The 24,603-nt window shown below is 69.2% G+C and carries 22 protein-coding genes; 13 read left to right on the top strand and 9 right to left on the bottom strand.

The features are described from left to right. The first annotated feature begins 4 nt into the window (after positions 1-4). The 4 genes from ABEA24_RS53965 (at position 5) to ABEA24_RS52230 (ending at position 3,166) form a co-directional block, all read left to right on the top strand. Positions 5-127: a UTRA domain-containing protein gene (locus ABEA24_RS53965; RefSeq protein ID WP_425551343.1), complete on the top strand. Its 123-nt coding sequence runs from the start codon at positions 5-7 to the stop codon at positions 125-127. 185 nt (positions 128-312) lie between these two features. Next, positions 313-1,152, top strand: coding sequence for an SDR family oxidoreductase (locus tag ABEA24_RS52220; protein WP_345444213.1), 840 nt, complete (start codon positions 313-315; stop codon positions 1,150-1,152). A gap of 131 nt (positions 1,153-1,283) precedes the next feature. Beyond that, positions 1,284-2,075, top strand: coding sequence for an SDR family oxidoreductase (locus tag ABEA24_RS52225; protein WP_345444215.1), 792 nt, complete (start codon positions 1,284-1,286; stop codon positions 2,073-2,075). A gap of 161 nt (positions 2,076-2,236) precedes the next feature. Continuing rightward, positions 2,237-3,166, top strand: a complete 930-nt coding sequence (locus ABEA24_RS52230; protein WP_345444217.1) for a helix-turn-helix transcriptional regulator — start codon at positions 2,237-2,239, stop codon at positions 3,164-3,166. Positions 3,167-3,181: 15 nt separating this feature from the next. Here the strand turns inward: ABEA24_RS52230 and ABEA24_RS52235 are convergent, their stop codons facing one another. The 3 genes from ABEA24_RS52235 to gad all read right to left on the bottom strand — a co-directional run bounded on the left by ABEA24_RS52235 (position 3,182) and on the right by gad (position 6,986). Next, the gene (locus tag ABEA24_RS52235) at positions 3,182-4,084 is read right to left on the bottom strand and encodes a dioxygenase family protein (RefSeq protein WP_345444220.1); all 903 of its coding nucleotides are present in this window, start codon (positions 4,082-4,084) and stop codon (positions 3,182-3,184) included. 236 nt (positions 4,085-4,320) lie between these two features. Further along, complete coding sequence (locus tag ABEA24_RS52240) at positions 4,321-5,502, bottom strand: cytochrome P450 (protein WP_345444222.1); 1,182 nt, start codon at positions 5,500-5,502, stop codon at positions 4,321-4,323. Between the two features lie 80 nt (positions 5,503-5,582). Beyond that, a complete protein-coding gene (gad, locus tag ABEA24_RS52245) occupies positions 5,583-6,986 on the bottom strand; it encodes a glutamate decarboxylase (RefSeq protein WP_345444224.1) in 1,404 nt (467 codons plus the stop codon). 260 nt (positions 6,987-7,246) lie between these two features. Here gad and ABEA24_RS52250 point away from each other — a divergent pair, with 260 nt between their 5' ends. The 6 genes from ABEA24_RS52250 to ABEA24_RS52275 all read left to right on the top strand — a co-directional run bounded on the left by ABEA24_RS52250 (position 7,247) and on the right by ABEA24_RS52275 (position 11,827). After that, entirely contained in the window at positions 7,247-7,954 is a 708-nt protein-coding gene (locus ABEA24_RS52250) for a VanZ family protein (RefSeq protein ID WP_345444350.1), read from the top strand. An 88-nt stretch (positions 7,955-8,042) separates the two neighbouring features. Continuing rightward, entirely contained in the window at positions 8,043-8,750 is a 708-nt protein-coding gene (locus tag ABEA24_RS52255; RefSeq protein ID WP_345444227.1) for a response regulator transcription factor, read from the top strand. Beyond that, on the top strand, positions 8,743-9,870 hold the full coding sequence (locus ABEA24_RS52260) for a sensor histidine kinase (protein WP_345444230.1): 1,128 nt from the start codon (positions 8,743-8,745) through the stop codon (positions 9,868-9,870). Before ABEA24_RS52255 ends, ABEA24_RS52260 begins: the two co-directional genes overlap by 8 nt. Before the next feature lie 159 nt (positions 9,871-10,029). After that, on the top strand, positions 10,030-10,626 hold the full coding sequence (locus tag ABEA24_RS52265) for a hypothetical protein (protein ID WP_345444233.1): 597 nt from the start codon (positions 10,030-10,032) through the stop codon (positions 10,624-10,626). Further along, positions 10,599-11,282 carry a DUF4126 domain-containing protein gene (locus ABEA24_RS52270; protein ID WP_345444235.1) on the top strand — a complete coding sequence of 228 codons (684 nt, stop codon included), beginning with the start codon at positions 10,599-10,601 and terminating at the stop codon, positions 11,280-11,282. Before ABEA24_RS52265 ends, ABEA24_RS52270 begins: the two co-directional genes overlap by 28 nt. 110 nt (positions 11,283-11,392) lie before the next feature. Next, complete coding sequence (locus ABEA24_RS52275; RefSeq protein WP_345444237.1) at positions 11,393-11,827, top strand: nuclear transport factor 2 family protein; 435 nt, start codon at positions 11,393-11,395, stop codon at positions 11,825-11,827. 68 nt (positions 11,828-11,895) lie between these two features. Here ABEA24_RS52275 and ABEA24_RS52280 read toward each other — a convergent pair whose 3' ends face one another. From ABEA24_RS52280 to ABEA24_RS52300, 5 genes are all read right to left on the bottom strand, one after another. Further along, positions 11,896-12,540: a TMEM175 family protein gene (locus ABEA24_RS52280; RefSeq protein ID WP_345444239.1), complete on the bottom strand. Its 645-nt coding sequence runs from the start codon at positions 12,538-12,540 to the stop codon at positions 11,896-11,898. A gap of 133 nt (positions 12,541-12,673) precedes the next feature. After that, positions 12,674-14,827: a glycoside hydrolase family 3 C-terminal domain-containing protein gene (locus ABEA24_RS52285; RefSeq protein WP_345444242.1), complete on the bottom strand. Its 2,154-nt coding sequence runs from the start codon at positions 14,825-14,827 to the stop codon at positions 12,674-12,676. 107 nt (positions 14,828-14,934) lie between these two features. Next, a complete protein-coding gene (locus tag ABEA24_RS52290) occupies positions 14,935-15,318 on the bottom strand; it encodes a RidA family protein (RefSeq protein WP_345444245.1) in 384 nt (127 codons plus the stop codon). Between the two features lie 41 nt (positions 15,319-15,359). Beyond that, a complete protein-coding gene (locus tag ABEA24_RS52295; protein ID WP_345444247.1) occupies positions 15,360-16,856 on the bottom strand; it encodes a carboxylesterase/lipase family protein in 1,497 nt (498 codons plus the stop codon). 15 nt (positions 16,857-16,871) lie between these two features. Next, positions 16,872-17,786 carry an MBL fold metallo-hydrolase gene (locus tag ABEA24_RS52300; RefSeq protein WP_345444250.1) on the bottom strand — a complete coding sequence of 305 codons (915 nt, stop codon included), beginning with the start codon at positions 17,784-17,786 and terminating at the stop codon, positions 16,872-16,874. Positions 17,787-17,959: 173 nt separating this feature from the next. Between ABEA24_RS52300 and ABEA24_RS52305 the strand changes: the two genes are divergently transcribed. The 3 genes from ABEA24_RS52305 to ABEA24_RS52315 all read left to right on the top strand — a co-directional run bounded on the left by ABEA24_RS52305 (position 17,960) and on the right by ABEA24_RS52315 (position 23,744). Beyond that, complete coding sequence (locus tag ABEA24_RS52305; RefSeq protein ID WP_345444253.1) at positions 17,960-20,749, top strand: AAA family ATPase; 2,790 nt, start codon at positions 17,960-17,962, stop codon at positions 20,747-20,749. A gap of 377 nt (positions 20,750-21,126) precedes the next feature. Continuing rightward, positions 21,127-22,542 carry an FUSC family protein gene (locus ABEA24_RS52310; RefSeq protein WP_345444255.1) on the top strand — a complete coding sequence of 472 codons (1,416 nt, stop codon included), beginning with the start codon at positions 21,127-21,129 and terminating at the stop codon, positions 22,540-22,542. A gap of 83 nt (positions 22,543-22,625) precedes the next feature. Beyond that, entirely contained in the window at positions 22,626-23,744 is a 1,119-nt protein-coding gene (locus ABEA24_RS52315) for a S1 family peptidase (protein ID WP_345444258.1), read from the top strand. Between the two features lie 98 nt (positions 23,745-23,842). On the opposite strand, the gene ABEA24_RS52320 is transcribed toward ABEA24_RS52315, so the two are convergent. Continuing rightward, a complete protein-coding gene (locus ABEA24_RS52320) occupies positions 23,843-24,547 on the bottom strand; it encodes a PIG-L deacetylase family protein (protein WP_345444261.1) in 705 nt (234 codons plus the stop codon). Positions 24,548-24,603 lie beyond the last annotated feature (56 nt).

The raw sequence follows: 24,603 nt of genomic DNA on the forward strand, positions 1-24,603 counted from the left end.
GATCATGCACATCGAACGCACCACCCAGGACGACACCGGACGCACCATCGAGTACGCCCAGTCCGCCTACCGCGGCGACCGCTACCGCATCACCACAAAACTCCACTTCGACCACACGTCCGGATAGTTGCCGCGGCCCTGCCGGGTCGTCCCTGAGCACACGCCGACCGCGCAGCCTGGGAATGGCTTTCCCAGGAAACTCCCGGCCTTCCTGGCCGTGCCTCCGCTGCCCAAACTTGTAACCACGGACGCCGAACACGCAGGTGAGGCGGCGGACGCGGCAAGTGGAAGCTGTCAGGAAGGACGCTCATCATGGCTGTCTGGTTGGTAACCGGGGCATCGCGTGGCATCGGGGCGGAGATAGCCCGAGCCGCCGTGGGGAACGGCGACGCCGTCGCCGTCGCCGTGCGCAACCCCGACCGGCTCCCGGACGATCTGAAGAACTCCTCGAATGTGCTGCCGCTGGCCCTGGACGTGACCAGGACCGAGGACATTCCCGCTGCGGTGGGCGAGGTCGTGAGCCGGTTCGGCCGGATCGACGTGCTGGTCAACAACGCGGGCCGGGGCCTGCTGGGCGCGGTGGAGGAGATCACCGACGCCGAGGCGCGATCGCTGTTCGACCTGAACGTCTTCGGCCTGATCAACATGACCCGTGCGGTGCTGCCGGTGATGCGCCGCCAGGGCTCCGGCAAGATCGTGAACATCGGATCCCGATCCGGTTTCGAGGGCGAGCCCGGTGTCGGCCTCTACAGTGCCTCCAAGTTCGCCGTGGCGGGTATCAGCGAAGCCCTGGCGGCCGAGCTGGAGCCGTTCGGCATCCAGGCGATGGCGGTCGAGCCCGGAGTCTTCCGAACCGACTTCCTCGACGCCAGCTCGCTGTCGGTCGCTGCGGCCCGGATCACGGACTACGACGGCACGCCGGCGCACAACACGCTGGACTGGATCGACACCGCGAACCACGCGCAGCTCGGCGACCCTGTCCGGGGCGCGGCCCTGATCTATGAGGTCACCGCGCAGGAAAAGCTGCCCGGCCACCTCTACCTGGGGCGGGACACCCTCGAACGCCTTGAGGTCAAGATCCAGCGGATGCGCGACGACGCCGGCCCCTGGCGGGAGAAGTCCATCGCCACCGCCCACGACGGCGCCGTCTGAATCCAGACCGGCCGGCCTCGCGGAGCCCCCCGTCCCCCGGATCCTCCGATCCTCCGCGAGGCCGGCTTCCCGACCCATCGGCCGGTGCCGTCCGGACACCGGCCACTCATGACACCGAAAGCGAGACTCCCATGGCGACTTCGACGGCAACCTCACAAATCCTCACCGGCACTCCTCTGGCCGGACGCGTGGCGGTGGTCTCCGGCGCCTCCAGCGGTATCGGCGCCGCCACCGCGCAGCGGCTCGCCGGGCTCGGCGCGAAGGTCGCCGTCCTGGCCCGACGCAAGGACCGGCTCGACGCGCTCGTGCAAACGATCGAGGCCGCCGGCGGCACCGCCGTCGCCGTGCCCGTCGACGTCACCGATCGTGCCGCGGTCCAGGCCGCGGCGGACGAGATCGCGGAGCGGCTCGGCACCGTGGACCTGGTGTTCAATAACGCCGGCGTCCAGCTGATCTCCGCGATCGAGGAGCTGAAGGTCGATGACTGGCAGCGCCAGATCGACCTGAACGTCGGTGGCGTCATGAACGTCATCGCCGCGTTCCTCCCGCAGCTGACGGCTGCCGCAGCCGACGGCCCGGCCGATCTGATCAACACCTCCTCGATCGCCGCCACCCGGATCCTGGAGAAGTTCTCCATCTACTCCGGCACGAAGGCCTACATCAGCCATCTCACCCGGCTCCTACGGGTCGAGCTCGGGCCCAAGAACGTCCGGGTCTCCGCAATCGAACCGGGCATGGTCGACACCGAACTGCCCGACCATGTCACCGACGCGGACGCGACCGCGCTGATGGCCGGGCTGATCAGGGACATCGACGTTTTGCAGTCGGATGACATCGCCGAGACGGTGGCGTTCATCGCCTCCGTGCCCCGCCATGTGAACCTGACCGAGATCACCATCCTGCCCACCGCACAAGCCGTCTGACGCCGGTCACCGGTGCCTGGCCCACCGCACCCGGCAAGGGCACTGCGCCCCAGCCGGAACGTGGTGGGCCAGATCGTCGCCGGCCCGCCGCACGCCTGCCAGAACGAGCCCAGACCGGCTACGCCGCTCGGCGGCTTGCCTCGGTCGGGCAGACTCAGAACATGGAAGACCTGGTGGACCTGGGGAAGTACCTGCGCTCCCGCCGTGAGCGGCTGAAACCCGCCGATGTGGGGCTCCCAGATCATGCTTCGAGGCGGCGCGTGCCCGGTCTGCGCCGGGAAGAACTCGCCCAGCTCGCCGGCGTCAGCTCCGACTACCTCACCCGCCTGGAGCAAGGGCGCTGCCGTACCGCGTCGCCGGCCGTTCTCAGCGCCCTGGCGGAGGCCCTGCGCCTGGACGACACCGAACGCGCTCACCTGTTCGACCTCGCCGCCCATCCCGCCTCCCACGCACAGCGCCGCGCCCCTCGGCCGGAGCCGCAGGAGGTCCGGCCGGCCGCCCGCCGGCTGCTTGACGTGCTGGACGACGCCCACTGCCCCGCCTTCGTGCTCGGCCGACGCACCGACATCCTCGCCGGCAACCGCCTCGCCGCGGCCCTCGTCGTCGACTTCGACGCGCTTCCCGGCCCCGAGCGGAACCAGGCACGGTTCGTCTTCCTCGACCCGTACGCCCGGGACCTGTATGCGGACTGGGAGACCGTCGCCGCCGACACGACGGCCATGCTCCGTATGGACGCCGGCCGGCACCCGGACGATCCGTGGCTGCAGGGACTGGTGGAAGAGCTCTCGGCTGAGAGTGCGCCCTTCCGGCGACACTGGGTGGATCAGAAGGTCCACGAACGCGCCGACGGAACCAAGGGCTACCACCATCCGGTCGTCGGCGACCTCACCGTCACGTACCAGGCCATGAAGCTCCCCGCCGTGGAGGAGCAGACCCTGTACATCTACACCACCGAACCCGGCTCGGCCTCCGAGGCCGCGCTGAGACTCCTCGCCAGCTGGACGACCTCTCGAAAGAAGGGCGAACCGGCCGAGACCGTCGACGGTGATCCTTCAAGATCGGAAGGTGCGGGGAGCCTGCCGCACAGATGACGCGGGTAAAGACGCTCAGCGGTCGTGCGGCACTGGCAGCACGATGTCGAATCGCACGCGGGACCAGCTCTTCCCGGCTAGGTCGCGCCCGTCAGGAGTCGGCGTGCCGGGCGCCTGCCGTTCGAATCGCCTGACGAGGGATTCCTTCACACCGAACACCGCGTCGGAGGCGAGCAGGCTGTCGCCCTCGACGAAGATGTGGGTGACGAGGGTGCGCAGGCCGGGAGCGGTGACCATGAAGTGCAGGTGGGACGCGCGCAGCGGCGAGCGCCCGGTCTTGTCGAGCAAGGCCCCGACGGGCCCGTCGTGGGGGATGGGGTACGGCGTGGGAGTGAGCCCCCAGAAGGTGTAGTCGCCCTCGTCGTCGGTGAACAGGTGTGCCCGGCCGGCCAGGTGACCATCCGCGTACTGCACGTCGTAGAGACCGTCTTCGTCGGCTTCCCACACCTCGAGTCGCGCGCCGGGGACCGGATTGCCGTGGGTGTCGGTGACGGTGCCCTCGACCCAGCAGGGTTCGCCCGGGGCGCCGGCGGCCATGTCACCCCCGATCGGGATCTCGGGGGAGTCCTCGACGAAGAACGGGCCGACCACCGTGGCCTCGGTGGCGCCCGCGGTGGCCTCATGGTTGACGTTGATGGTCTGCATGGACGCGCCGAGGACGTCGGACAGCAGCACGAACTCCTGGCGGCGGTCCGTGGTGATGTGGCCGGCCGCGGTGAGGAAGTCGATGGCCTGTTGCCATTCCGTCTCGGTCAGGCGGACCTCACGGATGAACGCGTGGAGGTGCCGCACCATGGCCTGCATCAGCTCCTTGAGCCGGGCATCCGGGGTCTCCCGGAACGAGGCGAGCACGGTCTGGACCAGCTCGTCCTCAACCTGACGTTGCCGGTCCGACACCGGGGGAGTGGTGGCGGTCATTGAGCGACTCCTCTGTCCCGAGGGGGAACGTCCTGGCGACATCTGGATCCTCACCGACGCGAGGCATGCAGCGCCATGCGTACCGCGATCCGCGCGATGTTGATGACCGCGCCGGGGGCGGAGAGCCAATGGCCTGCGCCCGGAGGGAGGCCGCAGCGGCGCTCCGGAGGCAGGTCGTGTCGTTCGTGCCGGGCTGATCACCGTTGGCGCGGGCTGCCCGAGATGTGGACCTCTGGTCACCAGCGAACAGGAATACCGCTCGGCCCGCGGTAACGCCAGCCGTAGTAGCGCACCGGCGGCTTGTCGGTATCCAGCCGGATCGTTGGAAAACGCTCCAGCAGCACTTCGATACTGATGCGGATGATCTCCGGGACCTGTTCCCAGGCCAGGCAGCGGTGACTGCCGTAGCCAAGCGAGGCGTGCGGTTGCATCGGTCGGTGGATGTCGAAGGCGTCGGGGTTTTCGTAGACCCTCTCGTCGCGGTTGGCCGAGGCGGCAATGGCCGCCACACCGGCGCCCGCCGGGATGGTGGCGCCGCCCAGCTCGAAATCACGGGCGGCGGACCGCATGAGGGCACCTACCGGGGGTCGCCAGCGCAGGCCCTCATGGGCCGCATGTTCCAGCAGGGACGGGTCGGCCTTCACGGCTTCGAGCTGGTCGGGGTTGTCGAGAAGACCGAGCATCGTCGAACTGGCGCCGTTGCCGGGTTCCTCGGTCGCGGTCAAGATCAACCGGACCGTGGGCAGGATCTCCTGGATGGGGCGAGGCCGGCCTGCAGGACGTCCGGAGTGCAGAAGATTGGACAGCGTCGAGTGGACCGGGTTCTTTTTGAGTTCCTCAAGGTAAGGAATGAGGACCCGGTCGATACCGGCCCGGGTCTCCTCGCCGAGCCGGGTCCTGGCCGGATCCTTCTCGAAGTTGGTGATGGCGCTGTTCATGCCGTCGGCCCACCTGATGAAGACTTCCGGATCGATATGATCGAGACCCAGGATGTGCGCCTCCGACAACACGGCGACCGGCGCGAAGTACTGCTCCCTCAGATCAGCCGGTGACCCAGAGCGCTCCAACTCATCGGCATACTTGTTCGCCAGCATCCGTACATGATCCCGAAGGCCCGCCGGCAACGTCTCCCGGGCGTAGTCATCATCGGTACACCTGCGGAGGTCGCTGTGCGGGTCCCCATCGGTCGCAAGCATGTTTCCCTCGCCGCAGACCTTGAGAATCAAAGACTTCGAGAAATAGGAAATGAACGTCTCTGAAAGGCTGATCACCGTCCGGACATCGTGATTCCGCGTGACCATCCACTGATCAAGCGCCGGAACATAGGCAACGGGCTCCTCCTCCCGCAACCGCGCATAAATCAGGTACGGATCGTCATTCAACTGATCGATCGTGATGCTCTCCGCGAACTCGCCCATCTCCGAACACCTTCCCCAGAAGAACGCCTTCTATAAGGCGCATTGACCGGAGCAATGGTCATTCGACATGGCGTTTTCTTTCAGTGGTAGACCGGGCCACGCCGTCGCGGCGTCGGCATGGCGGGCTCGTCGGCCTTCGCCATGGGTGCGGGAGACAGCTCGGCCAGTTCGGCGCGCAGCGCGTTCAGCAGTATGTCCGCGGTGTCGCGGCTGAAGCCGTTGCGGATCACCATGCGCATCACGGCTACGTCGTTGAGGGCGTCGGGCAGGTGGTAGGCGGGTATCTGCCACCCGTGTTTGCGCATCCGGTCGTGTATGTCGAACACGGTCGCGGTTGTGTCGGGCCGCATCCGCAACGCCACGACCGGCAGATGGGTTCCATCGGAGATGACCTCCAGCGCGGGCATCTGCGCGATCTGTTCGGCCAGATAGGACGCCACGTCACGGCAGGCTTGTTGCACCGCGCGGTAGCCCTCGAACCCGAGGCGCAGGAAGGCGTAGTACTGCGCCACCACCGGGGCGCCCGATCGGGAGAAGTTAAGCGTGAAGGTGGGCACGCTGCCGCCGAGCAGCTCGCAATCGAAGATCAGCTCCTTTGGCAGCGCCTTCCGGTCGCGCCAGATGATCCACCCGACGCCTGGGTAGACCAGCCCGAATTTGTGGCCCGAGGTGTTGATGGACAGCACCCGAGGCACCCGGAAGTCCCACACCAGGTCGGGCTCGAGGAACGGAGCGATGAAGCCGCCTACTGCGGCGTCGACGTGCAGCGGCACGTCCAGTCCCCGTTCGGTCTGGAGCCGATCCAACGCGGCCGCCATCTCGGCCACCGGGTCGTAGATTCCCAGCGCGCTGGACCCGAGAATGGCCACCGCGCCGATGGTGTTCTCGTCGCAGAGGCTCGCCACCTCGGACGGGTCGACGGTGAAGCCGGGTTCCCGGATCGGCACGTAGCGCGGCTCGACATCCCAGTAGCGACAGAATTTCGGCCAACAGGTGTGCACCGCGCTGGGCATCACCAGGTTGGGCCTGTCCGCCGGCAGGCCCTGGGCTCGTCGCCGCGCACGCCAGTTGAACTTCATCGCCAGCCCGGCCAGCATCGTGGCCTCGCTGGAGCCGCTGGTCGAGCACCCGACACCGTTGGTGCCCGGATCGTTCCAGAGGTTGGCCAGCATGTTCACGCACCGTGTCTCCAGCTCCGCCGTCTGCGCGTACTGGTCGTGGTCCACCAGGTTGCGGTCCAGAGAATCGGCGATCAGCTCCTTGGCCTGGGGTTCCATCCAGGTGGTGCAGTAGGTGGCGAGGTTGAGGCGGGCGTTGGAGTCCAGCATGATCTCGTCCCGGACCAGCGCGGCGGCCGCGTCCGGTGCCATCGGACCGGGCGCCAGCTGGTAGCGCGGAACCCCACCGGCCGGCACCAATCCGCTGTACAGCGGATTCACGGCCAGGTCCATATGCCGACGCTCGCGATGCACCTGCTTGACCATGTCGATCACGATCCTGTCGGGGCAGAAGCCATGAGAACGAGGGCTGATCGGCAACAAGGCCGGCTCCACAAGGCGCCGGTCCGGGGGGTGGCCTGCATGACGTCTCCCTGGCGTGTCCGTGGCATGTCCATGACGTCCGCCTGTCGCCACCAGCATGAGATACTCAACGTAGTCGCACGACTACCGAATGGGCCACATCTTGGTACGGGTGCGGTTCGGTGTCGGGGCGACGAACGGCCGGCGGCTCCGGAGCTGCCGTGATGCCGGGGATTCCTGTATCGCGGGCGTATCGGAAATCGCATACGCCCGCGATACGGTCTTCGGTCTTCAATGCAGGCATGGACCACAACGCGTCATTGTCAGCGCCGGCCCGTCGTATGCGCTGGATCGTGCTCGTGGGTCTGGCGATCCTCGGTGTGGCGATCGCTGCGTTCGGCCCGGTCGGCGCGGTGCTGAGGATCCTGTCCATGCCGGTGCGCAGGCCGGGGTGGTACGTCTGGTTCGGTACGTTCAACGGTGTGGCGCTGATCACGGTGGCCGCGCTGCCGTTGGCCGCGCTGGCGGTGTGGGTTCTGGCGCGCCGTCGGAGTGCCGCCGGTGTCGCGTCGGCGTGGCGGATGTCGCTGGCCGAGGTCGGCATCGTCTACGGGACGGTGCCCTGGGTCTGGATGATCTTGTTGCCGGGCGATGAGGCCGGCGCCGTTGTGAGCCTGGTGCCGCTGCGGGACCTGCTCACGATGGATACGGGCCAGGTCGTCGGTAACCTGCTGGTGTTCGCGGCGCTGGCGTCGGTGCCGCGGGTCCTGGCGCTCGGGGCGGGCTGTTCGGTCCTGGTCGAGACCGCGCAGTACGTCCTGCGGCTGGACCGGGTGTCCTCTGTGGACGACGTTCTGCTCAACACCGCCGGTGCCGGGCTGGCCGCACTGGCGTCGCGCCGCTGGTGGCGCGCTTCGCCCGGAACGTCGTGAGATCGGCAGAGGAAGTCACGGTCGCCGTGCCGGGGGGCGTGCCGGTTCGCATATGTCGGCGATATGCCGTCCTGCTTATGGTTCGGGTATGCGTGTGCTGATCGTGGAGGACGAGCCCTACCTGGCCGAAGCCGTCCGTGACGGTCTGCGGCTGGAGGCGATCGCCGCTGACATCGCCGGTGACGGCAACACCGCCCTGGAACTGCTCAGCGTCAACTCCTACGACCTGGCGGTCCTGGACCGCGACATCCCCGGTCCCTCCGGCGACGAGATCGCCCGGCGAATCGTGGCCTCCGGCAGCGGTATCCCGATCCTCATGCTCACCGCCGCCGACCGGATCGATGACAAGGCTTCGGGGTTCGAGCTCGGCGCCGACGACTATCTCACCAAACCGTTCGAGCTTCGCGAGCTCGTCATGCGGCTGCGGGCGCTGGACCGCCGGCGCGCGCACGCCCGGCCCCCGGTCAGTGAGATCGCGGGCCTGCGGGTGGATCCGTTCCGCCGGGAGGTTTTTCGTGACGGACGCTACGTCGCGCTCACCCGCAAGCAGTTCGCCGTGCTCGAAGTCCTCGTCGCCGCCGACGGCGGTGTCGTCAGCGCCGAAGAGCTACTGGAGCGGGCCTGGGACGAGAACGCCGATCCCTTCACCAACGCCGTCCGCATCACCGTCTCCGCCCTGCGCAAACGACTCGGGGAACCATGGCTCATCGCCACGGTGCCCGGCGTCGGCTACCGAATCGACACCGGCATGGACACCGGCATTGACCCCGCTCACCCTGGCAGCACTCATGAATAGACGCCCAGGCCTCAGCGCCCGCCTGAAACTCACCCTCAGCTACGCCGGATTCCTCCTCCTCGCCGGCGCTCTCCTGCTGGCCGTGGTATGGGTATTCGTGCTGCGCTGGGTACCCGACGACGACCCCGGATCCATCCGGAGGAAGTTCGCCGGCGCGATCATCATTGTGGGCACCAACCGCACCGAACTCCTGCGCGGCTTCGCCCCCGCCGCGGCCACAGCAATGGCCTTCCTCCTGCTGTTCGGCCTCCTGGGAGGATGGATCCTCGCCGGCCGGATGCTCGCACCACTGACACGGATCGCAGACGCGGCACGGATGGCCTCCAACGGATCGCTGTCCCACCGAATCCGGCTACAGGGCCGCAGAGATGAGTTCCGTGAACTCGCCGACGTGTTCGACACCATGCTCGAACAACTCCACTCCCACGTCACCGAACAGCAACGGTTCGCCGCCAACGCCTCCCACGAACTGCGCACCCCGCTGGCGATCTCGCAGGCACTCCTCGACGCCGCCCGCCACGACCCCACGCGAGACCAGGGCGAACTCATCGAACGCCTCCACACCGTCAACACGCGGGCGATCGATCTCACCGAGGCCCTGCTGCTGCTCAGCCGCGGTAACAGCAGGAGCTTCACCCGCGAGCCCGTCGACCTGTCCCTCATCGCCGAGGAAGCCACCGAAACACTGCTTCCCCTCGCCGAAAAGCGGCAGATCACCCTCAACGTCACCGGCGAGAAGGCACAGACCGTCGGCTCCGCGGCGCTCATTCTGCGGATGGTGACCAACCTCGTCCAGAACGCCATCGTCCACAACCTGCCCACCGGTGGCACCGTGACGATCCACACCGAAGCGCAGCACGACGCGAGCGTGTTGCGGGTCGAGAACACCGGCCATCGGGTCCCACCGGAACTCCTACCGACCCTCACCGAACCCTTCCAACGCGGAACACAACGGATCCGCACCGACGAGCATCCCGGCGTCGGCCTCGGGCTGGCCATCGTGCACAGCATCGTCCGAGCACACGACGGAACCCTCGACCTCACCCCCCGCCCCACCGGCGGTCTCCTCGTCACGATTCGACTTCCCGGCACTCCGCAGGCATGGGCCCCGGGCCCATGAACGCCACGATCTCTGACCACGCGGCCGGTGATTGTGCGCGTTGGGTGGGCGTGGAAAGAATGATCTGTTGCCTCGGCGGTCCGCGCGCCGACCGCGATCGACCACCGATCGTGGCCCGGCGCCCGGGCGGCCACCCGACGATCGTTGAGGAGCGGTGCGATGCTACACGCCTTCGTCTACAACGAGATCGCGATCCTCGTCCGGCACTGGTTCGAGGTCAGCCTCGAGGACAGTCACCTCGAGCACGGGGCGCGCGTCGAGCTGCGCCTGCGAAGCCCCCAGCCACATCGCGGGACCGAGTCGGCGGCCCAAAGGATCGTTGCGGATCAGCCGCTGTGGCGAGCCGATCTCTTCGATCGCATCGACGGCGTGCGCGGAGGGTTCGAGGCGGCGCACTTCCACCCGCGCTTCGACGGCGTCGAGCCATGCGAACGCCATTGGGCCGACGAGATCAAAGCCGCCCCCTGGGACTGGCTGGGCGACCAGTTGTCCGACATCGCCGGTGTTGCTGCGGCGGCCGGGACACAACTGCGGGACCCTGCCGCGGACAGTGAGCAGGTCCGGGCCGACGCTCCAGCGATCGTGGCTGTCGCGCAGAGCCGCGCCGCGATCCAGTGCGGGGCCAAAGAGCAGTGCTATGCCTGGACCCAGGACGCGGCGGACTTGGTACACCTCATGCTGGACCGGCTCGCCAAGCCTGAGCTCCTCGATCGTGATCGCGTCTCCCCGTGGCTGGCCTCGCAGAACGCGCGCTGACGGCCGCTCGTGACAGGGCGGCGGTTCCCGGAGGAACCTTTCTTCGTATCGATGACGTCTTACCTGGCATGTTCGCGACGTTGACCGGGCTCGGCCTGTCCGCATCGGCCGGTCTGAACGCCTATATCCCGATCCTGGTGGTCGGCCTGCTCGCCCGCTTCACCGACGTGATCGCGCTGCCGCACCAGTTCGCGTGGATGTGCAACGGATGGGCGCTCACGGCCGTCGCAGTCCTGCTCGCCGCGGAAGTCGTTCTCGACAAGGTCGCCGTCGTCGACCATGTCAACGACGCGATACAGACATTCGTACGGCCTGCGGCCGGCGGTGCCGTCTTCGCCGCCTCGGATGCGGCCGCGCGGATCGACCACTCCGGGTGGATGGTCGATCATCCCTGGGTGGGCTGGGCGCTGGGCATCGTCGTCGCGCTGTGCGTGCACGTCACCAAGGCCGGCGTGCGTCCTGTCATCAACGTCGGCACGGTCGGCGTCGGAACGCCCTTCGTGAGCGCGGCGGAAGACGCGATGTCACTGACGATGAGCCTCGTCGCGCTCCTGGTCCCGGCGCTCGTCATCCTGTTCCTGATCGTGCTCGTCCTGATCGGATGGCGGTTGACACGAATGATTCGCAAGCGGCGTAAGCGGGAGAACGTCCGCTGATCCATGCACTAGCGCACCATCAGGCGGTGATCCGCAGTTGCCGGTCCGGCCACGGCGCGGGGCTATAGTTGGCGATCCCAATATTGGCTCAACCAATGATCTGAGGTGCCATGACCGGACCGGCTCACCTGGCGGACCGTACCGAGATCGCCGACCTGCTGACCCGCCTGAACCACTGGCTGGACGACCACCGGGTCAGCTGGCAGGACGACCGCCGCTACGCCGACCTCGACCGCCTCTACACCACCGACACCGTCGCGCACAGCCCGCGCGGCACCGTGCACGGCCTCGGCGAGCTGATCGCACATATCCGCCACAACAGCACCGATGCCCAACACACCCAGCACGTGACCTCCGACGTGCTCATCGACCTGGACGGCGACCAGGCAGACGTCACCGCCAACACCGTCGTGCATTTCTACCGCCCCGACGAAGGCCCATTCCTCACCACCGGCCTGCGCGGGGCCTACACCGCAGTGCGCACCCCGGACGGCTGGCGCCTGGCCAGCACCGAGATGACCCCCCTGTGGCGCCGCGCCGCCTGACGTTCCATCGACCGGCGTGTCACCAGACCCGGTGAACGTATGTGGTCAGCGCACTGGCGACCCCGGTTTCAGGCGGGCTGGACCTGCCGCTGCGTCACCCGTGTGGCGAGGCGCGTGACGGCGACGGCCGCGATCCAGCAGAGGTACGCCCACTCGCCGGCGAACGCGACGGGGATCGACACGGCGAAGCAGGCGGCGATGGCGCCGCTGCGCAGCATCGATTCGGTGAAGCGTTCCGGCGGCGTGCCTTCGGCGGCCAGCCCGGCCCGTCGTACGTGCCAGGCCATCAGCAGGAACAGCAGGCTGGTCACCGTCTCGATCAGCGCGTAGAAACCGAAGCGCAGCTGGAACGCCCCGTCGCCGGCGATTATCTTCGTGGCGAACGGGATGAGCACGACCATCAACAGCCACAACCCGTTGAGCGCGCTGAGGTTCCGGTCGAGGGCGCGCAGGCCACGGAACACCTTGCGGTGCGCGGACCAGTGGGCCCAGATGACCACGAAGCTGATCAGGAACGCCTTGTACTCGGGTCGTGCCTCGAGCGCCGCGTGCCACAGCTCGGCGTTGGTCCTGCCCTTGGGAACGGGCAACTCCAGAGCGAGCAGGGTGATCGCGATGGCCACGACGGCGTCGGTGAACAGCAGCATGCGTTCGACGACGGGACCCTCGTGCTCACTCTCGGCCTTCGCCACAGATGACTCGATCTCCGTCACAGCGGTCACCGTAGCAGCGCGACGCTCCCGGCAGAGCCCACCTCTCCCAGCCCGGTGACCACCGCCGTCACGCCGCACGGCCTGAACCTGGCCGGGGCGGCCCGCGCCGTCGCCCTCGCCCGCCGCGCCGCGCTCACCGCGACCTCCGCCCCGCCGCGTCGGCCACGCGGACCGTGGCGCGAAGCGGCAGGTCGCGTGACGAGTCGCCGACCGCGACCGGGTACGAGCCGCGGGCGGTCGTCCAAGCGTGTGTGGCCGTGTCCCAGACCGAGAAGGCCCGTCGGTCGAGGGTGAACGTCAGCCGCCGCGTCTGGCCCGGCCGCAGGGCCACCTTCTGGAAGCCCTTCAACTGGCGGGGTGGTTCGCCGGCTACGGCGGGATCGCTCACATATACCTGCGCCACGTCGGTGCCGGCCCGGTGTCCGGTGTTGGTGACGTCCACCTGGACCGTGACCCGGCCATCACGCGCCGGCACCGGACTGACGCGCAGTCGCCCGTACCGGAAGGTGGTGTAGGACAGGCCGTAGCCGAACGGGAACAACGGCGTGATGTCCTGGCCGTCGTACCAGCGGTAGCCGATCTGCAGGCCTTCGGAGTACGTCGCCGTGCCGCCGACGCCGGGCCACCGCTCCGGCGTGTGCGCCGGGGTGTCTCCATCGGCGCGCGGGAATGTCACCGGAAGCCTGCCGGACGGGTCGACGTCCCCGAACAGGACGGCGCTCACCGCGGTGCCGTCCTCTTCTCCGGGGTACCACGCCTCGACCACGGCGGGCACCTTGTCCAGCCACGGCATGAGCACCGGCGCGCCGCTCTTCACGACGACGACGGTGTGCGGGTTGGCCGCCGCCACCGCCGCGACGAGCTGGTCCTGATCGCCGGACAGGGACAGGCCGGTTCGGTCCTCTCCCTCCTTCTCGGAATCGCCCACCATGACGATCGCGACGTCCGCCGACCGGGCGAGCGTCGCGGCGGCCGTCACGTCGGAGCCGTCGGCGTACGACACGGCCGAACCGGACGGCAGCCGGTTCTTGATGCCGGTGACGGGGTCCACCGTGTAGAGGGGCAGCACCTGCGAGCTGCCGCCTCCACCGGTGTGCGCCGCGCCGGCGTACGGTCCGATCACCGCGACCGACCGCGTCCGAGCGGGATCGAGCGGGAGCCGTGCGCCGGAGTTCTTGAGCAGCACGGTGCCCTGCTCGGCGATGCTCCTGGCGATGGCGCCGTCCTGCTGCGCGGGGATGGGCGTGGACGTGAGCGGCCGGTCGAAGAGTCCTGCCCGGATCATGACCGCGTACCGCCGCGCGATCATCCGGTCGATCACCGACTCCTTGATCTGGCCCGACTCGACGGCCTGGCCCATCGCGGTGTCGAAGTACGTGCCGGTCGCCATCTCCAGGTCCTCACCGGCGAGCGCGGACGGCACCGTGCTGTGCGTCGCGCCGAAGTCGGACTGCACGAACCCGTTGAAACCCCACTGTCCGCGCAGCACGGTGTCCAGCAGGTAGGAGTTCTCGCACGCGTAGGAGCCGTTCACCTTCGGGTACGCGCACATGACCGATCCGACATGCCCCTCCTTCACCGACGCTTCGAAGGCGGGCAGGTAGATCTCCTGCAGGGTCCGCTCGTCGATCCGCTCGTCGACGGTCAGCCGGCCGGTCTCCTGGTTGTTGGCCGCGTAGTGCTTGACCTCGGCGATGACGCCCTTCCGCTGGATGGCGCGGATGTTCGCGACCGCCAGCCGCCCGGCGAGGTACGGGTCCTCGCCGTAGGTTTCGAACGTCCGGCCGTTCTGCGGGACGCGCGTCAGGTTGATGTCGGGCGCCTCGATCAGGCTGTGCGCCAGGTCACGGGTCTCGTTCGCCTGCACCGTCCCGTACACCTCGGCGAGGCGGGTGTCGAAGGTCGCCGCGAGGCCGATCGGCGCGGGCAGCGCGGTGGCGGGCTTGTACGGGCGGTCGTCGCTGTGGCCGATGCCGGCCGGACCGTTCGTGATCCGCAGGGGCGGGATGCCGAGCCGGGGGACGCCGGGGACATAACGCAGGTGGTCGGCGTCCTGGATGCCGTGCAACTGCGAGATCTTCTCGTCCAGCGTCAGCTGGGAGACGAGCCGCGCCGCCCGCTGCTCAGGAGCGAGAGCCACGGTGGCTCGCTCCGCTGCCTGCCGTCCGGGCACCGTACCGGGGGAGAGCCGCGCTGCCGTTGCCGCTCCCGGCGTCGCGACGAGGGACGTGATCAACGCCGTCAGGCCGGCCAGGCCGCCGGCGGCCCGGGGAGTTCGAATGCCCATTACGCCCACTCTCACCGTACGGAAGCGCCGTTGAGAGCGTGCAAAGGTTTTCCCGTCCTGTCAAGGCTCGCTGATGCACGCCCTCGTCAGACGGCCGGCCATCCTCGTCAGTCGTCCAGCACTGCCAGGGCGTCGACCTCCACGAGCAGTCCCGGCGGAAGCTGCATGTAGACGGTGGTGCGGGCGGGGAAGGGCTCACCGACGGCCGCCGCGTACGCCGCGTTCATCTCGGCCAGGTGGGCGGGATCGGTGAGGTACACGCGGAGCATCACGACGTCCTCCAGGCCCGCGCCGCCCGCCTTGAGTACGGCGGTGACGTTGCGCAGGGTCTGCGCGGTCTGCTCGGCGACCGTGGTGCCGACGACCTCACCCGTGTCCGGATCGAGCGGGAGCTGCCCGGAGACCTGCAGGACGGGACCCTTGCGGATGCCTTGGGACAGCGGGGCCGCCAGGGCGGGGGCGTTCTCGGTGGTGATGACGGTTCTGGTCATGGTGTCTCCTTGAAGGGTGCGGACAGGCGCGTACGAGGAGGTCAGCTCCAGGCCTGTCGTTCCTGGCCGCGGGGGTCGTCGACCTGGGTCCACTCGGCGTCGATGCGCATCGTGGCCCCGCGCTCGTCGTCGTACGGGTCCCAGCCGGGGTCGCCGGTCCTGGCGAACCGGATCCAGGTCTCATGCATGCGGGCGGCGAGATCCGCGGGGGGCTTGTCGGGGCCGAGCAGAGCGGCGGGTCCATGCAGCTGGGGGAGGTGCGCGAGATCGAAGACGAAGGGCAGCTCGACCGCGTGGGTGGCGCCGAGCTCTCCGTCCAGGGAGTGGGAGCGCCAGGCGAACTCGTAGGCGTAGGTGGCGGACTCGGGGTGGACGGCATGTGCGCCGGCCAGGACCCAGCTGCCCGCGCCGAACAGCGCGTCGCCCATGATGGCGGAGCGCAGCTCGGCGAAGGACGCCTCGGGGCGTGACTTCCGGTACGTCTCGACGAGTCGCGCCGGATCCGGGTGCGAGCGCGCCGCCACGTCGTCGACGTCTGCGGCGGTCGAGGTGGAGTACTTGCCCACCGGGACCAGATAGAGGTTTCCCTCTTCGGCGTTGGTCCCGATGAGCAGGTCGATGTCGCTGCTGAGGCCGGCGGCGACGGATTCGGCGGGCTGCGTGTCGAGGACCAGGCTGAAGGGGCTGAGTCCGATCAGCGGGTCACTGTGGCTCTCGGTCTGCAGGTCGATGCCCGCGAGCCGGGAGGCGGCCTCGACCAGGCGGTCGTCGGAGATGTCCGCGAAGGCGTCGACGTGGGGCTCGATGCCCAGGGTCTCGGCCGCCGCCTTGGTGACGCGGGCGGCCTGCTCGGTGGTGAACGCCCCCAGGCCGCTGCCGCTCTGGACGATCGCCCGGCGGAAGAGGCCCGTGGCTTCGGTGGTGGCGAGGACGCCGCCGACGATGGTCGCTCCGGCCGACTGGCCGAAGAGGGTGACGTTGTGCGGGTCGCCGCCGAAGGCGGCGATGTTCTCCCGCACCCAGCGCAGTGCGGCGACGACGTCGAGCAGGCCGCGGTTGGCGGGCGCGCCGGGGATGTCGAGGAACCCGGCGATGCCGAGCCGGTAGTTGAGGGTGACGAGGACGACGCCGTCGCGGGCGAAGGCGGAGCCGTCGTACATCGCGGACCGCGTCGATCCGGCGACGAATCCGCCGCCGTGGACGAACACCATGACGGGCAGGTCGCCGCCGCCGGCGGCGGGCGTCCAGACGTTGACGGTGAGGTAGTCCTCCCCGCGGCTCCAGCCGGTGCCGAAGTAGGGGGACATGTCCACGCTGCCGAGCTTGCGCTCGGACTGCGGCGCGTTGGGCCCCGGCACGGTGGCGTCCCGTACGCCGTCCCAGGGCTCGTGCGGCTGAGGCGGCGCGAACCGGCCGGCGCCGCGAGGCGGGGCGGCATAGGGGATGTTGAGGAAAGTGGCGGTGTCGCCCCGGCGCAGGCCGCGGACGGCCCCCTGTGCCGTGGTCACGATGGGGTCGGGATGGTGGTTCACAGTCATGCCTCTCCGCGGGCCTCAGGCCTGCTCGGTGTACGGGGAGAAGGGGGCCCAGCCCTTGATGGCGAACTTGTCTCCCGCACGTGCCACTTCCGCGGCTCCGTGGCCGCCCAGGTGTGCGGGGATCACGAGTGCGTTGTTGTCGGCCGCCCAGCCCAGAACCTTGCGGCGGGTGGCGCGGGCACCCGCCGGGTCCTCACAGAAGCAGCTGTTGGAGTCCGGCTCGAGGATCTGCACCGGGCTGTGCAGCATGTCGCCGACGAACACCGCGCGGTCCGTCCCGGAGGTGAGGGTCAGCACGGAGGAGCCGGGGGTGTGTCCAGGAGCCGCGTCCAGGCGGAGGTCGGCGTCGATCTGGTGGCTGTGCTCCCACAGCAGCGTCTGGCCGGTCTGGTGCACCGGGGCCACGCTGTCCTCGAAGACGTTCTGGTTGCCGCGGCCGAGCAGCGGCTTGTGGCCGTTCTCGGGATTCCAGAAGTCGAAGTCGTCCTTCGGCATCAGATAGGTGGCGTTGGGGAAAGTGGGCACCCAGCGCCGACCGTCCAGGTACGTGTTCCAGCCGACGTGATCGATATGGAGATGCGTGTTGATCACGATGTCCACGTCCTCCGGCTCGACGCCGGCCTGGGCGAGATTGGCCAGGAAGTCCGTCTCCAGACGGCTCCAGACCGGGGCGTACGGGCGCTCCTTGTGGTTTCCCACGCCGGTGTCGACAAGGATGGTCTTGCCCTCGCTGCGCAGCAGCCAGGTCTGAATCGCGGAATTCACGATATCGGTCGCGGGATCCAGGAAATGCGGGGTCAGCCAGGAGGCGCCGTCGTCCCACACTTCCTTCGGGCTGTCGGGGAAGAAGGTGTCGGGCGTCATTTCGACGGAACCGAAGTACTCCCATACCCGGGTGATCGTTACGTTGCCGAGCTTGATCTGTTCCATGGGGCATCCTTGGGAATGCGGATGATTCCCTAAAACCGTACGAGCGGCCTCGGCGCGCGCGGTATCCGTAACGTGACTGCACCTGCGCGCATGGCCCGGGCATCGGCCGCTTGTAGCCTGGATGGGCCAAGGTAGGGCGACTCCGATCGAAAGCCACGATTCCGGGAGACTCCGTGGACGAGCACGCAGGCGGCCTCGGTGCGGTCACGAGACCGGAGCTGGATCCGGGGGAGCCGATCGTCGGCCGGGACGCGGAGTTGGCACGCCTCTTTCGTGCGGTGGACTCGGTGTCGGCCGACCCGGTGCTGATGCTGGTCGGTGACGTGGGCACGGGGAAGAGCGCGCTGCTGGACCGCGCGGTGCGTCGGGCCGAAGCCGGCGGCGCTCGCGTACTGCGTGCCGAGGGGAGCGAGTCGGAGTCGAGCCTGGCGTTCTCCGCACTGCATCAGTTGCTGCGGCCGGTGCTGGCCGAGGTGGACCGACTGCCAGGGAGGCAGCGCGCTGCGATGCGGGACGCCTTCGGCGCGGGGTCGGCCACGTCGGGACCCGATCTCATGCTGATCGGGGTCGCCGTCCTGAGCATGCTGTCCGCCCTGGGTGACCACCATCCCGTACTCGTGGTCCTGGACGACGCGCAATGGTTCGACCGTGCTTCCCTGGACGCACTGTCCTTCGTTGCCAGACGGCTGGAAGGTGAACCGGTCACGATGCTGATCGGGGCCCGTGGCGGCGATCAGCTACCGGGATTCGACCGTCACGTGCTGACGCTCACCCTGGGACCGCTCGACGACGCCGAGACCGATCAGCTGCTGGACCTGCAGCCGAAGAGCCCCACCGGCCACACCAGGACGCGGATCCTCGACCAGGCAGGCGGCAACCCGCTGGCGCTGGTGGAACTGACAAGGGCGGCCTCGGCACACGACACGGCCGCGGGGCTGCCGTCCGCAGGTCCGCTTCCGCTCACCGATCACCTGGAGCGGATCTTCGTCGCCCGCCTGAACGGCCTTCCCGCCTCCACCACGCGGGCGCTGCTGCTCCTGGCCGCCATGGACAGCGCCGACTCCGCGATCGCCGTCTCGGCGGGGCTGCCGCGCGCCGAGGACGCGGCCTGGCTGCCCGCCGAGCAGGCCGGGCTGGTCCGGCGGATCGGCCGGGACGTCCGGTTCCGCCACCCACTCGTCCGGTCCGCCGTGTATCACGCCGCGTCCTCGGCAGCCCAGCGCGAGGCTCACCTCGCGCTCGCCGAGATGCTGCGGGACGAACCGGACCGGCGTGCCTGGCATCTGGCCGCCGCCTGCCCGGGCCCCGACGCGGCCGTGTCGGCGGACCTGGAGCGGACCGCCACCCGGGCCCGCCGGCGCGGCGGCCATGCGGCGGCGGCCAAGGCCCTGCTGCGCGCCGCGGAACTCGCACCGCGGCGTGAGGACAGCGCCCGGCTGCTGGTCGAAGCCGCTGCAGCGGCCGTGTTCACCGGAGACATCGCCTGGGTCGAGGAACTGGCCGCCGCGGCACGCGCGCGTACGGATGACGCGGCCCTGCTGGCCTCCGCAGCGGTGCAGGCCGGACGGCTGGCGGTCCTGACCGGACGCCACACCGTGGTCTTCTCCCGACTGGCCGACGCCGCCGAGGCGCTGGCGGTCTCCCAGCCCGCCGCCGCGCTGGACCTCGTGGCCGGAGCCGCCGTGGTCCGCTTCTACTCCGGAGAAGACACTCAGCGGCACCGCATCCAGGACATCCTGCGTCGCCTTCCCGAGGACGCTTCACATGCAGGCCTGCGCACCTGGGTGAGGGCCGTGTCGGACCCCTTCGACGACCGGGCCGGGCTGGTCCGGCTGCTCCCGCAGTCGGCGGCCGAGGCGGAAGCCCGGCCGGAGCGGCTCACCACCGTCGGGATCATGGCGTGGCTCCTGGACGAGACCCCGCAGGCCGTCCGCGCCTTCGACGAGGCCTTCGACCGCTGGGAGCTGCAGGGACCGCTGCCGGAGGGTCTGGGCGGCGCGGTCGCCTGGGCCTATGTCGAACGAGGAAGGTGGGAAGAGGCCCGGCAGGCCTGCGTCCGCACCACCGCGGTCGGCCGGGTGGTCGGCCTCGACCACGCCGTGGCCTGCGCGGCCACCGTGGACGCCACCCTGCTGGCCTTCCAGGGTGACGCGGCCACGGCCCGCGCCCGGGCCGAGGACGCGCTCACGCTGATCGATCCGCTGGAAAGCCGCTCGGTCTCCGTCTATGCCCGTCGTGCGCTCGGCGCCGCGGCAGCCGCGGAAGGCGCCTACGAGACCGCGTACGACCAACTCCGCATGGTCTTCGCGGCAGACGGCGCGCCTGTGCACTACCACGCCTCCTACCCGGCCCTCGCGGATCTGGCCGCCGCCGCCGTACGCTGCGGCCGCCGTGAGGAGGCCGTCGCGATCGTCGAGCGTTCGGCGTGTGCGCTGGCGGACAACGCCTCACCTCGCCTGCGTGCGCTGATCAGCCGAGCCCGTGGCCTGCTGGCGGACCCCGAGGACGCCGAGCCGCACTTCCGGGCGGCTCTGGCGGATCCGGTTCTGGAGTACTGGCCCTTCGAACGCGCCCAGACCCTGCTCGACCTCGCCGAGTGGCTGCGGCGCCGTCGGCGCATCGCAGAGGCGCGGGGGCCGCTCACCGAGGCCCTGGAGGCCTTCCGGCGCCTGGGCGCACGCCCGTGGATCGAGCGCGCCCGGGCCGAATCGCGTGCCGCCGGCCTCGACGTCACGGACTCGACCCCCGACGCGCTCGCCGAACTCTCCCCGCAACAGCAGCAGATCATCAGGCTCGCCGCCCGCGGGCTGACCAACCGCGAGATCGGCGAAAAGCTCTTCCTCTCCCCGCGCACGGTCGGCTCGCACCTCTACCGCAGCTTCCCCAAGCTGGGCATCACCGCCCGATCCCAGCTGCGCGACCTCATCGAGGGCACCCTCGCGGGGGCCGGCCACCAGGAATGAGGGCACGCCCGGCGGTGGAAGCAGTCACCTGACGCATACCGCGCGCCATCCCGACGGACCAGGCTGGACAGCACCCGGCCCCGCTCGTCGTGGCCGGACGGGGACGGCCGACCACGACGAAGGAACGGAAATCCATGGTGGCTGCGACGACGGCGTCGCTATGGGAGCGACTTGCCGCAGCCGACCCGGGACTGCTGCGTCTGACCGCCGGGCTGCGCGCCGTCCTCGGCCTCACTCTCACCCTGGCCACGCTGACGGTACGGGATCAGTCCTCTGTCGTGCTTCTGACCGGCGGCTTCACAGTGGTGGTCACCTCGTTGGCGATCAGCGACCCGCACCCCCGAAACCAGTTCCGCACTCTGCTCGCCGGGGTTCCCGTGACCCTTGCCGCCTTGACGGCCGGGGGCCTGCTGGCACCTTTCCCCGTCGCGTCTCACCTGGCCTTCCTGCTGCTGATCTTCGCCGCGGTCTATGCGCGCCGCTTCGGACGACGCGGCCTGGACCTCGGGATCTTCGCCTTCATGGCCTACTTCCTGTCCCAGTTCGCCAGGGTTCAGTCCCACCAACTCCCGCAGCTGACCGGGGCGTTGGCCGTCGCCTTCGCGGCAGCGGCGGTCACTCGCTTCTGTCTGGTGCGCACGACGTCCTACGGAATCCTGAGGCGCCTGAGGGCGGCGTTCAACAGACGGCTTCGTGATGCGCAGCAGGCAACGTCGGATCTGCTCGCAGACGGCGGAGCCGGCGTCCGCAGACTCGAACGACGTCTCGACCGGCTGCACGCCTCCGCGCTGCTGCTTCAGGAATTCCTGTACGAGGCTCCCGCCGGGATGCTCCGCGACACGACGGCGGAGCTGGATCGGGTGGCACGTGCGGACGCGACCGCGCAGCGCCTCGGAGTACGCGCGATCCGCGCGTCGGAGGATTCGACGGAGTCCTCCGCCCACCGGGTGAGGGAGGCGGAGCCGGTGGACCTGACAGAGCGCGACCGTGTGGCGCTCCGTCCGGCGGCAGTACGGCCTTCAGGCCCGTGGCGGCATACGACGCGGCAGGCGTTCCAGGTGACCGCCGCGGCCGCGCTCGCCATACTCGGCGGACATCTGGTCTCCCCGCACCTGTGGTACTGGGCCGTGGTCACGGCATGGGTCGTCTTCATCAATGCCGAGCACACCGGGGACGTCCTGCTGCAGAGCGGCCGGCGGCTGATCGGCACCGTCGCCGGGGTGCCGTTCGGATACGGCCTCGCCGTCCTGGCCGACGGGCACACGACCTTGGCCCTGGCCTTTCTCCTCGCCTGCGTTTTCGGGATGTTCTACACCCCCTCCGCCAGCTACTGGGCGGTGACCTTCTTCATCACCGGCTCGCTCAGTATGGTGCTCGCGGTCCTCCATACGCTCTCCCCGGAACTGCTCGCCCTTCGCGTCCAGGAGACCGTTCTGGGGGCCGGGTGCGGAGTTCTGGCAGCCGCGCTGGTCGTCCCCACGACCGTCCGCGCGGTCGCCGAAATGCGTCTGAGGGAGCTGCTTTTCATTCTCGACCACCTCGTGCGCTGCGCGCCGCAGGACGGCGTCCCGAGGCCCGCACTCGATGCACATGATCTTGATCAGGCGCTGGAGGCCTTCCGCCAGGCCTGCCGCCCCTTGGTGCATCCGCTCAATCCCCGCCGCGCCGAGCGCGCCCGGGTCCGCCGTGTTCTCGAACACGTGGAGGCCGCATCCTTGCACGCGCGAAGCCGCGTGGGTGAAATTACCCATCACCGGTTGTGCGGGTTGCATAATTCGGCCGATTCGCACTGATTCGTGAGTCGCCTAACGTCCTGACGGAACAAGGACGCGGCCGGTAATTACCGGCGCGTCCAAGAAATCTGTCCGGAGGGACCATGCTCAAGATCGCTTCATTTTCATGCGCGGTCGCGATGGCTGTGACGGCCGCTTTCGCGGCCGTCACGCCGAGTGCGCAGGCTGCCGCGTCGCCATCGCCGAAACCGGCCGCGCCGGCCGGCCGGCAACATCTGGCGAACCTCGCGACCACGCTGGCCAGGCAATTGGGCGACAAGCGAAGCGCCGGCTCGTATTTCGACAAGGCGACGGGCCGGCTCATCGTCACGGTCACCGACAATTCCGCCGCCCAGAGCGTCCGTGCGACCGGTGCGACCCCGCGTATGGTCGCTCGCAGCCACGCCGATCTCACCAGGGCGACCGCGGAACTCGACCGCTCTGCCCGGATCCCCGGTACCGCGTGGGCGATCGACCCGGCCACCGACCAGGTTGTGATCTCAGCGGACAAATCCGTCACGGGGTCCAAGCTGACCAAGCTCAATTCCGTCGCCGGCAAACTCGGTGCGGCGGCCAGGATCGTGCCTCTCAACGGAAAGCTGAGCACGCTCGACGGCCCTACCATGCTGGACGGTACGGCCATCTACGCAGGCGCCGCGGGAGGTACGGCGCGCTGCTCACTCGGTTTCAATGTTTTCAACGGTGCCCGGCACTTCTTCATCACCGCCGGACATTGCACGCACCTTAGCTCTACCTGGTTCGCCAACCAGGGCCTGACCAGCCGTCTCGGCAGCAATTCGGGCCACGCGAACGTCTTCGGCGCCGGCGGTGACTACGGCGTCGTCGAATACGACACTGCCGGGATCCACGTTTGGGGCACGGTGGCCGGCACCAGACAGTTCATTTCCGGCTCGGGCGACGCCTTCGTCGGCGAGGCAGTGCAGCGCAGCGGCAGCACCACCGGTGTCCGCGGCGGCACCGTCACAGCGACCAACGTGACCGTGACCTACGGCAGTGGAGAAACGGTCAATGGTCTGACCCAAACGACGGCTTGCGCCGAGCCGGGCGACAGCGGTGGCCCGTTCTACGACGGCGGCACCGGACTCGGAATGCTCTCCGGCGGCTCCGGCAACTGCTCCGTCGGCGGCACCACGTTCTTCCAGCCGGTCACCCCCATCCTGCGAGACTTCGCCTTCACGCTGTGGGACAGGCCCCAGCCCTGAGAAAGCGGATGAAGGTGTCGGGCCCCGGCACCTGGTCGACCCGGCGGCTCCGGCTCATGGCCGAGCCGCCGGGTGCCCGATGCCGAGGGCCCGCCTGCTCAGAGTGTGATCAGTTCGAAGGGCATCGCGTGGCGGACCCCCACCGTCGTCCCGGTGGCCTCGGCGATGCCGGTCAGGAACGCGGCCGGATCGAAGTCGCCGCCGAGATTTTCCAGGTAGACCTTGTGCGCCCGCAGCGAAGCGATCCCGGCGTCGAGGTGGCCGGTGACGTCCACGAAGTGCGCGGCGTTCGGAGAGTTGCTGAACAGCGCGAACCGCACGCCCTTCCACGGCTCCTCCGGCAGCTCGGTGAACAACCACGGGTTGGCCGCGTCGCGTACGGCGTCGGCCAGGGCCAGGCCGAACACCCGATGATCCGCCATGTTGAAGCCCTGCCCGTCGGACCACGTCTCGCGGAAGTTCAGCGACACGACGACCTCGGGCCGATGGCGGCGGATCGCTCGGGCGAGGTCACGGCGAAGAGGCAACCCGTACTCCAGGATCCCGTCGGGATGATCGAGGAACTCGACGACCTCGACCCCGACCTCGCACGCGGCCGCCACCTGTTCCGCCGAACGGAGCCGCCCCGTCGTGGCCGGGTCCATCGACGCGATGCCGGCCTCACCCCGGGTGCCGAGCACCTCGATCACGGTCTTGCCCTGCGCCGTCCACCGGGCGATCGCCGAGGCCGCGCCGTACTCCAGGTCATCGGGGTGGGCCACGACGGCGAGCGCCCGCTGCCAGTCCTCCGGTACCGCTTCCATGACGCGCACCTTAGCGCGGGGTCACCCTCCGCCGATCAATGGGCTGACCTGGGCGG

Source organism: Actinoallomurus vinaceus (genome assembly GCF_039542055.1).
Classification (GTDB): Bacteria; Actinomycetota; Actinomycetes; order Streptosporangiales; family Streptosporangiaceae; genus Actinoallomurus; species Actinoallomurus vinaceus.

Coding starts and splice junctions, on each gene's coding strand:
- ABEA24_RS53965 (WP_425551343.1), top strand. CDS start 5: ATGCACATCGAACGCACCACCCAGGACGACACCGGACGCACCATCGAG.
- ABEA24_RS52220 (WP_345444213.1), top strand. CDS start 313: ATGGCTGTCTGGTTGGTAACCGGGGCATCGCGTGGCATCGGGGCGGAG.
- ABEA24_RS52225 (WP_345444215.1), top strand. CDS start 1,284: ATGGCGACTTCGACGGCAACCTCACAAATCCTCACCGGCACTCCTCTG.
- ABEA24_RS52230 (WP_345444217.1), top strand. CDS start 2,237: ATGGAAGACCTGGTGGACCTGGGGAAGTACCTGCGCTCCCGCCGTGAG.
- ABEA24_RS52235 (WP_345444220.1), bottom strand. CDS start 4,084: ATGACCGCCACCACTCCCCCGGTGTCGGACCGGCAACGTCAGGTTGAG.
- ABEA24_RS52240 (WP_345444222.1), bottom strand. CDS start 5,502: ATGGGCGAGTTCGCGGAGAGCATCACGATCGATCAGTTGAATGACGAT.
- gad (WP_345444224.1), bottom strand. CDS start 6,986: ATGGTCAAGCAGGTGCATCGCGAGCGTCGGCATATGGACCTGGCCGTG.
- ABEA24_RS52250 (WP_345444350.1), top strand. CDS start 7,247: ATGCCGGGGATTCCTGTATCGCGGGCGTATCGGAAATCGCATACGCCC.
- ABEA24_RS52255 (WP_345444227.1), top strand. CDS start 8,043: ATGCGTGTGCTGATCGTGGAGGACGAGCCCTACCTGGCCGAAGCCGTC.
- ABEA24_RS52260 (WP_345444230.1), top strand. CDS start 8,743: ATGAATAGACGCCCAGGCCTCAGCGCCCGCCTGAAACTCACCCTCAGC.
- ABEA24_RS52265 (WP_345444233.1), top strand. CDS start 10,030: ATGCTACACGCCTTCGTCTACAACGAGATCGCGATCCTCGTCCGGCAC.
- ABEA24_RS52275 (WP_345444237.1), top strand. CDS start 11,393: ATGACCGGACCGGCTCACCTGGCGGACCGTACCGAGATCGCCGACCTG.
- ABEA24_RS52285 (WP_345444242.1), bottom strand. CDS start 14,827: ATGGGCATTCGAACTCCCCGGGCCGCCGGCGGCCTGGCCGGCCTGACG.
- ABEA24_RS52290 (WP_345444245.1), bottom strand. CDS start 15,318: ATGACCAGAACCGTCATCACCACCGAGAACGCCCCCGCCCTGGCGGCC.
- ABEA24_RS52295 (WP_345444247.1), bottom strand. CDS start 16,856: ATGACTGTGAACCACCATCCCGACCCCATCGTGACCACGGCACAGGGG.
- ABEA24_RS52300 (WP_345444250.1), bottom strand. CDS start 17,786: ATGGAACAGATCAAGCTCGGCAACGTAACGATCACCCGGGTATGGGAG.
- ABEA24_RS52315 (WP_345444258.1), top strand. CDS start 22,626: ATGCTCAAGATCGCTTCATTTTCATGCGCGGTCGCGATGGCTGTGACG.
- ABEA24_RS52320 (WP_345444261.1), bottom strand. CDS start 24,547: ATGGAAGCGGTACCGGAGGACTGGCAGCGGGCGCTCGCCGTCGTGGCC.